The 13,487-nt window shown below is 40.2% G+C and carries 12 protein-coding genes and 2 pseudogenes; 4 read left to right on the forward strand and 10 right to left on the reverse strand.

Annotated elements, in window-relative coordinates; genetic code table 11:
* Positions 1 to 54: 54 nt before the first annotated feature.
* Positions 55 to 828: a sporulation protein YunB gene (yunB, locus tag OQ477_RS06805; RefSeq protein ID WP_265971913.1), complete on the reverse strand. Its 774-nt coding sequence runs from the start codon at positions 826 to 828 to the stop codon at positions 55 to 57.
* A gap of 254 nt (positions 829 to 1,082) precedes the next feature.
* Between yunB and OQ477_RS06810 the strand changes: the two genes are divergently transcribed.
* The gene (locus OQ477_RS06810; RefSeq protein ID WP_076982784.1) at positions 1,083 to 1,172 is read left to right on the forward strand and encodes a putative holin-like toxin; all 90 of its coding nucleotides are present in this window, start codon (positions 1,083 to 1,085) and stop codon (positions 1,170 to 1,172) included.
* Positions 1,173 to 1,467: 295 nt separating this feature from the next.
* Here OQ477_RS06810 and OQ477_RS06815 read toward each other — a convergent pair whose 3' ends face one another.
* From OQ477_RS06815 to OQ477_RS06825, 3 genes and pseudogenes are all read right to left on the reverse strand, one after another.
* A complete protein-coding gene (locus OQ477_RS06815; RefSeq protein ID WP_265971917.1) occupies positions 1,468 to 2,037 on the reverse strand; it encodes an SMI1/KNR4 family protein in 570 nt (189 codons plus the stop codon).
* A 14-nt stretch (positions 2,038 to 2,051) separates the two neighbouring features.
* Entirely contained in the window at positions 2,052 to 2,540 is a 489-nt protein-coding gene (locus OQ477_RS06820; protein ID WP_265971919.1) for an antitoxin YezG family protein, read from the reverse strand.
* Between the two features lie 5 nt (positions 2,541 to 2,545).
* Positions 2,546 to 4,456 (reverse strand): annotated as a pseudogene (locus OQ477_RS06825) (T7SS effector LXG polymorphic toxin).
* Positions 4,457 to 4,722: 266 nt separating this feature from the next.
* On the opposite strand from OQ477_RS06825, the gene OQ477_RS06830 reads away from it, so the two are divergent.
* Positions 4,723 to 5,736: a hypothetical protein gene (locus OQ477_RS06830; protein WP_233162025.1), complete on the forward strand. Its 1,014-nt coding sequence runs from the start codon at positions 4,723 to 4,725 to the stop codon at positions 5,734 to 5,736.
* A 43-nt stretch (positions 5,737 to 5,779) separates the two neighbouring features.
* Here OQ477_RS06830 and OQ477_RS06835 read toward each other — a convergent pair whose 3' ends face one another.
* A complete protein-coding gene (locus OQ477_RS06835; RefSeq protein WP_076982859.1) occupies positions 5,780 to 6,214 on the reverse strand; it encodes an SMI1/KNR4 family protein in 435 nt (144 codons plus the stop codon).
* 263 nt (positions 6,215 to 6,477) lie between these two features.
* Between OQ477_RS06835 and OQ477_RS06840 the strand changes: the two genes are divergently transcribed.
* A complete protein-coding gene (locus OQ477_RS06840) occupies positions 6,478 to 7,443 on the forward strand; it encodes a thermonuclease family protein (protein ID WP_265971923.1) in 966 nt (321 codons plus the stop codon).
* Between the two features lie 355 nt (positions 7,444 to 7,798).
* Entirely contained in the window at positions 7,799 to 9,415 is a 1,617-nt protein-coding gene (locus OQ477_RS06845) for a recombinase family protein (protein ID WP_265971925.1), read from the forward strand.
* Between the two features lie 43 nt (positions 9,416 to 9,458).
* On the opposite strand, the pseudogene OQ477_RS06850 reads toward OQ477_RS06845, so the two are convergent.
* The 5 genes and pseudogenes from OQ477_RS06850 to OQ477_RS06870 all read right to left on the reverse strand — a co-directional run.
* Positions 9,459 to 9,779, reverse strand: a pseudogene (locus tag OQ477_RS06850) (dipicolinate synthase subunit B); the annotation flags it as partial.
* 2 nt (positions 9,780 to 9,781) lie between these two features.
* The gene (dpaA, locus tag OQ477_RS06855) at positions 9,782 to 10,672 is read right to left on the reverse strand and encodes a dipicolinic acid synthetase subunit A (RefSeq protein WP_044801435.1); all 891 of its coding nucleotides are present in this window, start codon (positions 10,670 to 10,672) and stop codon (positions 9,782 to 9,784) included.
* Positions 10,673 to 10,828: 156 nt separating this feature from the next.
* A complete protein-coding gene (locus OQ477_RS06860; protein WP_003154176.1) occupies positions 10,829 to 11,086 on the reverse strand; it encodes a YlmC/YmxH family sporulation protein in 258 nt (85 codons plus the stop codon).
* Positions 11,087 to 11,164: 78 nt separating this feature from the next.
* Positions 11,165 to 12,400 carry a M16 family metallopeptidase gene (locus OQ477_RS06865; protein ID WP_021493675.1) on the reverse strand — a complete coding sequence of 412 codons (1,236 nt, stop codon included), beginning with the start codon at positions 12,398 to 12,400 and terminating at the stop codon, positions 11,165 to 11,167.
* A 40-nt stretch (positions 12,401 to 12,440) separates the two neighbouring features.
* Positions 12,441 to 13,400, reverse strand: coding sequence for a polysaccharide deacetylase family protein (locus OQ477_RS06870; RefSeq protein ID WP_012117569.1), 960 nt, complete (start codon positions 13,398 to 13,400; stop codon positions 12,441 to 12,443).
* Between the last annotated feature and the right edge of the window lie 87 nt (positions 13,401 to 13,487).

The raw sequence follows: 13,487 nt of genomic DNA on the forward strand, positions 1-13,487 counted from the left end.
TCCGCAGGAAAAAGTAAACACACAGCTGCCAGAAAAGAATGCGGCTGTGTGTCTTTATTTGTCTTTATCGGCTCCGGATTTCTCTTGTTTTTCATTCGGTAGCTGAATGGAAGGCGTCACACCTGACCCGCCGCTTCCGTTATAAAACTGCGGCACCTCTCCTTGAATCGCTTTAATGGAAACCGGAATATTATTTGTCACGACTGACGTCTTACTGGCAAACGGAATAATGACCTTCACTTTTATTTCCACAAAAATACTGATATCGATCAGGGCATTGTTAATGCCGTACGGCTTTATTTTTGTTTTCACATCAGTTAACGCATCACCGATCAGGTTAAAGCGCACGGGGATTTTCGGCCCCAGATTTCCGAGAATGCTGTTTCCCGTGACCTGCCCTAAGGGAATATCGATCATAATTTCATCGGCCGTTTTCGCGCCTTTTGCTGTTTCATGCTGTTTATTGTTCGACTCCACTTCCTTCAGATGAGCCTGAAGCTGCTTTGTCACTTTCGCCTTCATACTGTTGACCATTTGTGTATTAAAATCCATCGTTGTGACTTTTCCGTTTTCATCCGTTTTCATATCGACCATATCTTTCACATTGTCGCTGTGAGACATGTATTCTTCTATGGATTCTGTAATGACCTCTGTCGCCACCCGTTTGGTTTCCATTTCTCCTATGTTCATCAGCACCGGTTTGATTGAGGAGTTGATCATCCAGAGGCTAATAACCGTCGATATGGTGAAAAAAGCAAACGACAGAAGAAGCACATACCGAAAAGGCAAAGGCCCTCTCTTGCGAAGAGCTCCCCGGTATCTAGGCAAGAAAAATCCCCCCTTACATATCACAATGTATGCTTGTAAGAGGGGACATAGTAATTTATTTTCACACTTAAAAACTCCGGCATAAAGCATTGTTTTTCTTTCGGATCACAGATGTCCATGTATCAGACCTATTCAGCTTGGCAATAAGGCTCCAATAATCACAGACATATATTTGGAATTAGTGTATAATGATTCCTGTACATTAAAGCATGCTCACTCAAGGGAGTCTTGCTCATCCCCTACGAAAGGGGGTGATGCTTATGTCAACATTTCAGGCATTAATGTTAATGCTTGCATTTGGGTCGTTTATAATCGCCTTGTTGACGTATATAAATAAAAAATAGACCTCCCTTGAGCCTGGAAACCTGAAGGGTTAGGTCTATCATGAACAACATCGAGCAAGCCCTTTGATGGGTAGCTTTTTGTACAGAGCCGGGGTGTTGGTAGCACCCTGGTCTTTTTATTTTATGCATTTCCCAAATCAAAATGCACAAATAATCATATAACTGTATTACCTACACTAATTATAACCACATAAAAATGGTATTTGCAATACTATTGCTTTATGGATTAAACCACTTCAACTTTGATTGAGAATCCCTGTTCCAGGCTACCTCATCACAATTGCAATACTTTTGCTTAACTGTTTAATAAATCATCATCTAGCTCAATAGATAAAATACCATCGTCTTCATCGTCCACATCTGTTGCCTCTTCTATAAACAGACTTTGAATGAAGTCAGAGAAAGAGTTTGCGACCAAAAATGTGTCTTTTACTCCATTTGTCAATTCATGATCCCAAAAATAAACTTTTCCTGCTGCTTCTCCTTTCACACCAAGACAAATTTGATCTCCTCCATCAGCATCAGCAATCGGGATAATCCAATCTGACATTTGTTCTCTATAAGTAACTGTCATTGATTTGACATCAAAGTCAGTATCGCCTATCCCAAACCAATAAAATAGCCCTAATCTTAAATAATTATTACTAGCCAATGGATTCTCTTCTAAGCTTGGAAATAAAACATTATCTGCTTGTATCGTGCTCCCGCCATATCTTACAACGAATTCTTTGTAAACCTCATCAAGATTTATGTTTAATTCGTTTTCAAATGCTTTGATTTTTCTTTTGCTTTCTTGTCCATCGCTTGATGCGTAATACTTTAAATTAAATTTGTTCATTTTTTCAGTGATATCGTGTATGCTCATTCCAAAATCTCCACTTAGATCGGGTTTTCAGGATAATCAGCTTTATATTTCTCAATTATCCCTTTTAGAGACGCATCAGACGGTTCCTCACCTAGATACTTATGTTTCCATATGATGTGTTGATCACTGAAGCTGTAATCAGTGCTAAACCAATCAGTGTAATCAAAACTGATATTTAATTTGCCTGTTCTTTCAAGGCTTAGCGTAAACGAATACCATAATTCTTGATCGTTCTCCTTGAATACTTCTCGTAGCTTCTCACTCAGACCAAACAACTTTCTCTTTTTCTCAGTAAAGTCATCTTCATCAATTGTAAAAATAAAAGGTACTTCTAAGCTATACTTGTAATTTTGTGGCTCGTCGGGAGTATTGTAATAAAAATAAGTTCCTCCTCCTGTTTCCGAAACTTGTGCATAAAACCAAAACTTTTCCCATTGCTCGGGGATCATTTCATTTATTGTTTCTGCAATCTCTTTATATAGATTGTTTAGTTTTGTCTCCAACGTGCTCAACCTCCAGGTTTATTTTTTATGATTTTTTCATAAAACCCTTTTCCTTCAATGTGGTACATTATCTCAAAAGAATCTGGTCTTAGTGAATCTCCTTTATAAACAGGTGAAATTTTCACTTTAACTTTTCTTGGAGGTTCCTCTTTTAGTGCATTTGCCCATTCAGTCTCCATTTTGTACCATTCCCCACCAGAACGGTTAACTTGACTGTTCTGGGCTATCAAATTATCAATTTCTCCTGATCCTTTAAATTGACTGCCAATCAAATGGCCTCCATCATCATCTGGTAGCCTATCTTGAGGCTTACCAACATTGGACTGAGCATATTGATTTCTTTTTCCCTCGCCTAATTGCAAATCAGCATCAACATTTGTAATTCTGCCATAGTTGTCGGTTTTATAGGAATAGCCTTCTTTTGTTTTATAAATAACATTAGGCTTTAGTGTCTTTCTTCTCGACCATTTCGCATAATGTTCACCGTATTTAACAGTTACAGGAGGTACTTTAGGTACCGGGAGCCTTCTACCAGTCGGGGAAGTGCCGAAGATACTGTTTTGTTTTTTGGCAAAGTTTAATATACTGTCTTTCAATCCTCCACTGTTAACTACATTATAAGGAACTCCTCCAGCCGGAACAACATCGTAACGTGGATTATAAGGCAATAAATCAGCAATTGAGACATCTTTCATCTTTTGGCTTGCTTTACTGACTCTAGAGCTGACTTTTCCAGCTACATCTGCTTTTGTAAGAGAACCGGCTCCCTTTGTGCCTACTACAGAGGTAACTACTGTACCTATCGCATATGTCACCCATCTTGATCGGGAATACGCATCTCCATTTACCATATCTTTTTGATACGATTCCTCAATAGCTGTTGAAATGGCATTATACGTGTTTATCGGATGAGCAACTGCCCCTATGATACCTTCAACAACTTCATCGGGTTTAGTGATTAGTTGCCATAACCCGCTAACCGTGTCTTTCCCGACATCATATGCCCCTATGCCTACACCTTTTAAAATATCCCAAGTCACTTCTCCGGCTTCTTCCAGCTGTTTTGCTTGTTCAAGCTGCATCACATATTGTTGTTGGGAAGGTTCAAGGTTCTCGTAACCGATCTTCTTGGCAATCTCCAAGTATTCATCAGGATCAGTTACTCCATCAGCGAGCTTTTTCTGCAGATCCTTGATTTCCCGCTATTTCGCTTCTTCCTTTTTAAACGTCAGATAAGCATCCGAATGTCTTGCAATCTCGCCTTTCTTCTTATGTATATCGCTTTCACGGTATGCTTTGGCGTTATAGTGAAGTGGTGTTGCGTTTTTCCCTTTACCCGTGGCATTTTGAAGCTGTTGAAAATCTGCCTGAATGAAATGTTCATTCGCCTCGGTTTCTGCGTACTCTTTCGTTAGATCGTGATCAAGCTTGCCGAGCTTGTGTATGGTATTGTCCCGTTTCTTGTCTGCTGACTCCAGCTTTTGTTCGACATCTTCTGTCGAGAAAACATCAATATGAACAATATCGCTTATCTCGTTAAGAATATCCCTCATTTCATTCCGCTGCTCTTGAATGATGGCTTTTGATTTATTATTCGCATGAATCAACTCATGTTCTAAAAATGACTCTTCCACAAACGAATCGGCCAGTCCCGCATCAGTTACTTTTCCTGAAATACTGTTAAGAAACGCAATTTTCATGTCGATCAGATCAAGCCAGCTGTCTGTGACGCCGGCGTGGTCTTGAAAGAATGCTTTGATGTTATCAGCACCTTTGCCCGAAAACTCACTGTCATCTAAATCAGCCATTCCTTGAAATGCTTTTCTGAGATTAATAAATTGTTCTCTAATCTGATCGTATTCTTTTGCTCGCTTTTCAGCTGCTGAAATCAACGAGGATGCTTCAAATACTTTCATATCCGTCTCCTTCCCACTCAATCTTATCTAAATTTTACCACATTAAATCACATGTAAGGAGAGCTTCTTCGTTTTGTTGAAGGTCTCTTTCTTAGGAGATTTGTACTTTAACAAAATCTTAAAATAGGCTTAATTCAGTTGATAAAAAATGGAAAAGGTGATACTATCCTCACGAAAGGAGGTATTAATTGTAAAATATATTATTTATTTACACCTCAGATACTCATAACAGGTTTAAACAGAAGAAAAAGGAGTGTAAAACCATTATGAAGTATGTGTCAAAAAGCATTTGGTTAGTTGTAATAGCTCTCTCTTTATTATTCTCTTGCTATCCCCTCTATGATGTAAAGGCAACGGCAAACAAAGAAATCACTGACAATAATGCAACTGGCATTGACCTTAACAAACGTATTTCAACAGTAAATGAAAAACCGCAAAACACCGATTCATCTAAAAGAGAATTAGCCGGATCAGAAAGTAAGCTGCAAAAAATCGCCAAGGAACAAGGAATGGATGTTGAAAGTTCATACCAAACTTATATAGCTTATGACAAAGATGGTAATCAGACATCATCTGGACAAGTCACCTCTGAAAACCAACGGAAAACTGTTGAGAAAAAAGCAAAAAGTATTATCTATTTCAGTCACACTTTTTTAGGTGGAAAAGTTAATAAAGTGATGCACGGAGTTGAAATTTCAAAAATAGTAGGAATTCCTCCTGCGTCAGCAGAAGTACATCAGGGTTTATGCAAGAGTGGCTATTATAACAAACAGTTTACTTGCCCCCATACTATTAGAAAGACCTTTGTAGGGACTCAAGTGAAAAAGGGATCGGAAGTTCATCAATTTATTAATGTAAACAAAACAACATTTTGGAAGTATACTGGCGGCGCAATTGCTACTTGGGCAGGGAAAAAACCAACTGTTAGAACGATATCCTGGACTGAAGGATTATACCTAACGAATATGAAGGGAATGTTTTTCCCCTCCAATTACACAGATAAGCAATCAGGATTAAATATATTAGCTCCATCTAATGCATTTATTAAATGGGTGCCTAGCGATAAAAGAGTAAAATGGGGAACTACAGAACGCAAAGCATATAGGAACTGGTATGATAAAAAATACGGCAAAAAAACTTGGGTAAAATTTGAGATTCATCATCAACTACCTAGAGAGTACGGTGGAGGAAATCAGACAAGCAATTTAATTCCTATCGATGTGAATTTTCACAGGAAAGAAGTAAATCCATGGTGGGCTTCTTATACAAAAAAGAAGTAAAATTGTAGATGAATGTAGATGAAGACTCCTATGCGGAGTCTTTTTATTCTGAAACCAGTTTATAATACTCTCGGATATTCGGATTCACTTCCCAATATTTCGTTCCATTAGAAGACACTAACATATCAAACCATATTTCAAAATTCGAATCTAAGTTAATCGCATCTTCAATATCATCAATTGAGTCTAGATATAGCATATAACCTAATCCATTTTTTGATTTGTTTGTGTCTATGACATATCTTCCATCAAAATGATATCCAATTAAAACGTATCCCTCTGGGAAATCTTGAACCTCATTATATTCAATGATTCCCTCTAAGCTAAGTATTTCAATCCCATCAAACATTTCCATCCCATTGTGCTGTAACAAAAACTCTTTATAGTCATTAGGGAAGGTAACACCTAGCTTCTGTTCTATATCGCTAATTTCTTGAGGACTAGCAGGATCTTTGAAATGAAAAGTAGCATCTTCCATGACATACCCTCCATGATGAAACATAGGGAATGTTCCGTATTTAGAAACAGCTTCCTTTATTCCATTAAGAGTCATTTGAATTAACTTCCCTTCTTCCATATAACTTTCCCTCCTCTAAGGTTTAGACCACTAAATTTTACCACACAACTTTATTTGAGTGTTTTAAAATGACAAAATCAAATTTACAATCTTTGGTTTTATATTTATAATTAGGAAGGTTTGTCCGATATAGAGACAGAACAAACAAATTTGGGGGAATTACAATGAAGAAATGGTTGTTAGGTATTGCCGCATTATCTCTAAGCTTTTCTTTGGCTGCGTGTGGGTCTGATTCTGCTTCTACAGATAAAACAGATTCAGATAAAGCTAAAACAACGCAGCAAGAAGAAAAGAATGCAAAAGAGACAAAGGCAGACACCCAAGCAAACGACAAAAGCAATAATGACAAGAATGAAAAAGCCGAAAATGCTTCAAAGAAGGATTCGTCGGATAAAAAGACATCTGAAAATAAGAAAAAGCTGGTCGATGTAACGCTTAACAGAACAGTTGACGGAGACACAATTAAAGTTAACTATAAAGGCGAAATCAAAACAGTTCGTTATTTGCTGGTTGACACTCCTGAAACTAAAAAGCCAAACTCTTGCGTACAACCATATGGTGAGGATGCTTCAGCAAGAAACAAACAGCTGGTTAACAAGGGAAAACTTAAACTTGAGTTTGATAAAGGAGATCGTACAGACAAGTATGGCAGAATGCTGGCTTACGTTTATGCAGATGGCAAATCAGTACAAGAAACACTGCTTAAAGAAGGATTAGCACGAGTAGCTTATGTATATGAGCCAAACACGAAGTATTTAGACACGTATAAGAAAGATGAGCAAGCTGCGAAAGATAAAGACTTGAAGATTTGGAGTAAGAATGGATATGCGACTGATAAAGGATTTAATGGCTGCGTAACGAAACCGAAGAAATCAGTAAGTGTATCTAAGCCGGCTCAAAAGTCAGTTACAACACACCAATCCGAGACACATAAATCGAACTCAAGCAGTTCAGCATCAAGCAGCTCTTCTAACTCTGCACAAGCCTCCCCTTCTGCTGGAGAAACAGAACACTTTGCAAACTGCACAGAGCTGAGAAAGAAATATCCGCATGGTGTACCAAGCACTCACCCTGCTTATACATCTAAAATGGATCGGGATAATGACAACTTTGCATGTGAGAAGAATTAATTATTTTGAAGTCCTCTGGGGCTTCTTTTTTTATTTGGATACATTCAATCTAAACAAAAAAACCACAGAGCGTGTGAGGGACTCTGTGGCCTATAGTGGCTGATTAAACCCCTATGATACATCAATTAGGATACTTTAAATTAGATTAATAAGCAAGTTGATCTAAAATGTTTCGTTAAAATGAGGATTTTATAAAGACTCCATCAAACCACAAAGCTGACATTTACCTAGAAACAGTCATTTATTTTTCCAATATGCTGAAATAAAGTCAATTACTAATTGCTTTCTTTGGCAATGTGAAATATAATTTGTTTGTATTTTTCAAATTTTTAGCATCTCCAAAGGACGTGATTAATTGAATCTTAAAAGTGCAATTGAACCTCATGGCGTCACCAATATTTTAGGGTATCTTAGAAAATCCAGGCAGGATATTGAACGTGAAAAACGAACTGGAGAGGATACTTTAGCAGAACAGACTGATCTAATGAATAGAGTGCTCATGTCCATTGAATTGCCTTATGAACTTAAAATGGAAATTGGATCAGGAGAAAGTATCGATGGTAGGCCTGTGTTCCAAGAATGTTTAAAAGACCTGGAAAACAAAAAGTATCAAGCTATTGCCGTAAAGGAACTCGCTCGACTCAGTCGGGGAAATTATAGCGATGCGGGTCGCATAATCGAAATAATCAATGAAAACAGATTGTTGATAATTACACCTTATAAAGTGTTTGATCCTAGAAATGTAATGGATATGAAGCAAATTCGTTTTGAGCTTTTCCTTGCGAGAGAAGAATATGAAATGATTAGGGAACGTATGACCGGAGCAAGGTACACATATGCTGCTCAAGGAAAATGGGTTGCCGGTAAAGCTCCGTATGGTTATCAGTATAATAAGAACACCAGAAGCCTCGAAATAAATGATGAACAGGCTGAAAACATCCGTCTAATATATGACTTGTTTTTAAATGGTTTGAATGGATTAGACATGAGCTATCAAGCTATTGCAACTCATTTGTCTAAGATAGGAATCCCTACCCCTAGAGGTAAGAAAACCTGGAGCTATTTTTACGTAAAAAGCGTTCTTCAGAATGAGCTCTATATAGGGACAATAAAATTTAGAACTTACGAACGGAATAAAAAAGGGAAAAGAATACCTCGCCCAGAAAGTGAACACATAATCTCTGAGAATGCTCACTCGCCAATTATCACCAAAGAGATGTTTGAAAAAGTTCAAGATAAAATTGGGAACAAACCTATAGACCCGCACAACCCACTGGATTTCTCCCCTAGTGAATTAGCAAGCGTATGCACATGCTCAGTCTGCGGAGGGAAACTTATCCGAAATTGTGGTAAGCAAACTTATAAAAAGAAAGATGGCACAGAAAGCGTTTATGTGAAAGAATTTTTGAAGTGTCAGAAAGATTATTGCATGAGTGTAAAATACCGTGATGTAGAAGAAGCTATCCTGGAGGTATTAAAACAATTTCAAACATTAGATAAAAAACAAATTGAAATTTATTTTGAAAAGGCAATGAAACAAAAAGAGCAAGGCAAAACCTCAGGCATCAACGAAAAGACCGTCCAACAAATTGAGCAGAAAATCAAAGAACTAAAAAACAGAATGAATTTCATATATGAAAAGTATGAGCAAGGAATATATACCGATGAAATGTTTTTGGAAAGAAAACGATTAATTGAAAATGAGCAAGAAGAGTTAATCAAAACAAAAAAAGAAATTCAGTCGATACCAGATCGGGAAGATGTGCCTTCAAAAGAAATAAAAGATTATATGCTCAATGTTTTGAATCAATACAACTTTGAAACAGATAAGAGCAAGAAAAATAAGTTGCTTAGATCTATTTTTGAAAAAGTTGAAGTTAAAGTTATTGAAAAAGGAAAAGGAACAAAACCAGCGAAGTTCATGATCATACCTTACTTTAGATTTAATACTCTGTTCAAGAAAACCCTTTGATTTAAAGGGTTTTATCTTTGTAGGTAAGATATAAATCCTACCTGTCAGTCATCGCATTTGCGAGTTTGCTCATTGAATTTCCGGTTAAGGGGGCGATGACCATGCAGTCGAGCGGAAGTTTCGGCCCGAGAGGCTCCGCTTTTACGATGGAATCAATCGCCTCAAAGCCTGTTGCTTCTTCAATTTTTCTGACCCAATCTCCCCCCTCCCCAAAGCGGGTATCGGTCGATTGAACGGTTGACGTCACGACCGGCCGGACTTCAGCTCCTTGACTGATAAGCGCCTCTATTTGCGGAAAAACTTCCTCATATGTGCAATGCGAGCCGGTTAATCCGAATCCGATTCTTTTCCCTTTCAGAGACATGGTTATTTCCCCTCTTTCTTTAAGTCTGCCAAAAGCTTGCTCAATACGTTCGCAATAATCTGTCCGGCTGTTTTCGGGGCCACAATTCCCGGAAGACCCGGAGCAAGCAGCGCTTTAATGCCTTGTTTTTCAGCATATTTGAAATCCGTTCCGCCCGGGCGGGATGCCAAATCCAAAATCAAGGTCTTCGGCGTCATGCGCGATAAAACACTTTGATTCAGAATCAAGCTCGGTACGGTGTTAATGCAGATATCAATATCATTTACATGTTCAGTAAGCTCTTCAAGCTGAAAAGGAGAAAGCCCCATTTCCATTATACGGGCCAAATGAGCCGAACTCCGCGCGCCCACTTTTACCTTCGCCCCTAACGCCGCAAACGTCCGGGCGATCGTCATACCGGTGCGCCCCATGCCGAGAACGGCGACATTTGATCCGTGAATGGTATAATCCGTATGCTGAATCGCCATCATGATTGTTCCTTCAACAGTGGGAATCGAGTTGAATATCGCGATGTCGTCCCGCTCAAATAATTTCACAAGCTTGCGGCCGGCTTCGCTGGCGATCCCCTCAAGATACGCGTTGGAGATGCCTGAATAAATGACGCAATGCTCCGGTGTCCGCTCAAGATAGCTCTGCTTTAATACCACTTCTTCATTTGAAAAAACCGTGGAAACAACGCCTTCTCCGGTCGTTGCCGATACGGGCAGGATGATACTGTCTATTTTTTGAAAGGGAATCTCATCGATTTTGCATTTGACGGTACCTGTAAAACCGTCATCCAATTGGTCAAACCCTGCAAGATAAATATCGGCATGCTGTTCTGTCAGCTTTCTTATAATCTCAAGCTGTCTTGCGTCACCGCCAATGATCGCAATTGTCAATCCGGTTAACATCTGAAACGTTCACCTTCTTTACAGTTACTGGATCTTTTAAGTGTCATCCTCATCTTCATCGTATGTGCAAAGAGAAAGGGCGGTGAATGTACAGCGTCTTTTTCATGAAAAAAGCACCGGCTGTATGAGCCGGTGCTTGCAAAAAATGAATAAGATCTACTCTTCGGGAGGCGTGATCTCCCCCGGAACGTCTAAAATGATCATGTCTGACCCGATTTTTTGGATATGGTTCCAGGGGACGCGGATGTCGTGGCCTTGTTTTCGCAATCCGAACCATTTTACCGTCGGAATCAACAGCGCGGTAATTTGTCCGTCCTGTTCATTAATTTCCAAATCGGTCTGGCCGAGCACGCCGAGCCGCTCTGCCCGTTTAATGTCCACAATTTCTTTACCTGACAGTTCACTGAGCCTCATGATAGCCACCCCCTTGTACTATATGACCCGGAGCAAAAAAAAATGCCTGCCCCGTATAGAGGCAGACTGCTTTGCCGATTAAGACGAGGCCGGCATATTGCCGGTCGGGCTGATGAGCGATAGTGCGTAATCATCCGTAAATAAGCGGCGGCTGAGGCCGTTGACGCTTTCCAGGCTGACCGCATTTAATTCAGTGATAATTTCATCCATGGTCTTATGCTTTCCGAGCAGGAGTTCGTTTTTTCCGTTCCGGCTCATTTTGCTGTTTGTGCTCTCTAAGCTGAGCATTAAGCTCCCCTTCATTTGCTCTTTGCTGTTTTCCAGCTCTTTCGGGGTGATACCGTCACGTTTTAGAACCGATAACGTTTCCTGAATGGTTTCAGACAGAAGTCCGAGCTGATTCGCGCCGGTGCCTCCGTAAATCGTCAGCATACCGCTGTCTTCATAGGAACTGTGATAGCTGTATACAGAATAGGCCAGTCCTTTATCTTCGCGCACATCCTGGAAAAGACGGCTGCTCATGCTTCCGCCCAGCACGTTGTTTAAGACGATCAAATCGTAAATGTCCGGATCTCCGACTTTCAGGCCTTTGAAACCGAGACAGAGATGCGCCTGTTCGGTGTCTTTTTTTCTGGTCAGCTTTTCATAATGAAACTCAGGCTCGCTGATGCCGCTTGCTTTGCCCTTCGCTTCGTATGTACCGAACCATTTCTCCACGTCTTTAATGAATTGTTCCGTTACATTTCCGGCGACAGAAATGACGACGCGGTCCGGCGTGTAAAAGTCATCCATATGCTGTCTGAGAGAATCGCCGTTAAAGGACGAAAGCGTTTCCTCCGTCCCGAGAATCGGGTAGCCGAGCGAATGATTGCCGTATGTCGCTTTGCTCAGCAGATCGTGGACAATGTCATCCGGCGCATCTTCATACATTTTGATTTCTTCATATACGACATTCTTTTCTTTTTTGAGCTCATCTTCGTCAAAAGCAGAATGAAAGAACATATCAGCCAGCACATCAAGTGCGTAGTTTGCATGCTCATCCAGCACTTTGGCGTAATAGCACGTATATTCTTTTGAAGTGAAGGCATTCACTTGGCCGCCTATCCGATCGAAGGATTCTGCGATTTCCCGTGCGGACCTGGTATTTGTTCCTTTAAAAAACATATGCTCAAGAAAGTGCGAAATACCGTTTGTCTCCGGCGTTTCATGGCGTGATCCCGTCCCGATCCAGACGCCGATTGCCACAGACCGCACCGTTGGATTATTCTCAAGCACAACTCTTACACCGTTTTGGCATGTATAGCGTTTTATCAAGTCTGTTCCTCCTATTCAAAGACAGGCAAACTGCCGCCTGCTACTTCATCAGCCTGTTTTCATCCATTAAGTCAGACACTGAGCCGAGCGCGTAGCCTTTTTCTTTGATTTTTGCAATCAGTGTATCCAGGCTTTTCGCAGTCGGATCAGTCGGATGCATTAAAATCATGGCTCCGTTATGTATTTTGCTCAACACCCTTGTTTGTAAAACAGCCGGAGACGGTTTTTGCCAGTCAATGGTGTCAACGGTCCACATGATGGTGCCCATTCCTTTTTCCGCCGCAAGGTCGACCACAGCTTTTCTGAAGCTGCCGCTTGGCGGCGCAAACCATTTTGGCTTTATGCCGAGCGTCTCGCTGATTTGTGCATTTGTTTTGTCAAGCTGTTCGGAAATGCTTCCTGAAGTCAGTTTGCTCATATCAGGGTGATTGTATGAATGATTTCCGATTTCATGTCCGTCTGCCGCTATTTTTTTCCCCAGCTCCTGATTGTTTTTCAGCCATTTCCCTTCAAGAAAGAAAGTTGCTTTGACCTGGTGCTGCTTCAGAATAGGCAGCATTTGCTCCACGTATTCATTTCCCCAGGCGACATTTATCAGGAAAGCGACCATCGGTTTGTCGGGATTTCCTTTATAAATGGGTTCGGGCGCGAGAGAATCAAGATGGACTTTCGGTTTTACCTGCTCATAGACAAGGCCGTCTTCGTGAAATTCTCCGTCCTTTTTCATTTGCTTATAGGATTTTTCCACATTGACTTTTAAACCGTTATATCCCGGTATACTCTTCCATATTTTATCAATCCGCGCGTCTTGCGGCTTCACTTCATACTCTGACGCTTTTTGCAGTAATTCTTCATAGAGCGGATCTTTTGATGCTGACACAGTTACCGCGTCTTTTTTCATTGCGTCTATGTAATCAACTGTATACGGGTTTTTTAACATTTCAAACGAAACAAAAAAAAGAAATAAAAAAACGGCAAACGGCACGAATTTTTTCAACATGTCCTTCCCCCCTCATCACACATTATGTATGAGGAGGACAAGGTAGAACCCGTCTGTTGTCTTTCTCAAAATAAAGAAGCCGGGTCT

Source organism: Bacillus sp. ChL18 (genome assembly GCF_026241425.1).
Lineage (GTDB): Bacteria > Bacillota > Bacilli > Bacillales > Bacillaceae > Bacillus > Bacillus velezensis.

Bases quoted from the DNA above. Each gene is read 5' to 3' on its own strand.
- OQ477_RS06810 (WP_076982784.1), top strand. From the start codon at position 1,083: ATGCTTATGTCAACATTTCAGGCATTAATGTTAATGCTTGCATTTGGG.
- OQ477_RS06815 (WP_265971917.1), bottom strand. From the start codon at position 2,037: ATGAGCATACACGATATCACTGAAAAAATGAACAAATTTAATTTAAAG.
- OQ477_RS06830 (WP_233162025.1), top strand. From the start codon at position 4,723: ATGAAGTATGTGTCAAAAAGCATTTGGTTAGTTGTAATAGCTCTCTCT.
- OQ477_RS06835 (WP_076982859.1), bottom strand. From the start codon at position 6,214: ATGGAAGATGCTACTTTTCATTTCAAAGATCCTGCTAGTCCTCAAGAA.
- OQ477_RS06840 (WP_265971923.1), top strand. From the start codon at position 6,478: ATGAAGAAATGGTTGTTAGGTATTGCCGCATTATCTCTAAGCTTTTCT.
- dpaA (WP_044801435.1), bottom strand. From the start codon at position 10,672: ATGTTAACCGGATTGACAATTGCGATCATTGGCGGTGACGCAAGACAG.
- OQ477_RS06860 (WP_003154176.1), bottom strand. From the start codon at position 11,086: ATGAGGCTCAGTGAACTGTCAGGTAAAGAAATTGTGGACATTAAACGG.
- OQ477_RS06870 (WP_012117569.1), bottom strand. From the start codon at position 13,400: ATGTTGAAAAAATTCGTGCCGTTTGCCGTTTTTTTATTTCTTTTTTTT.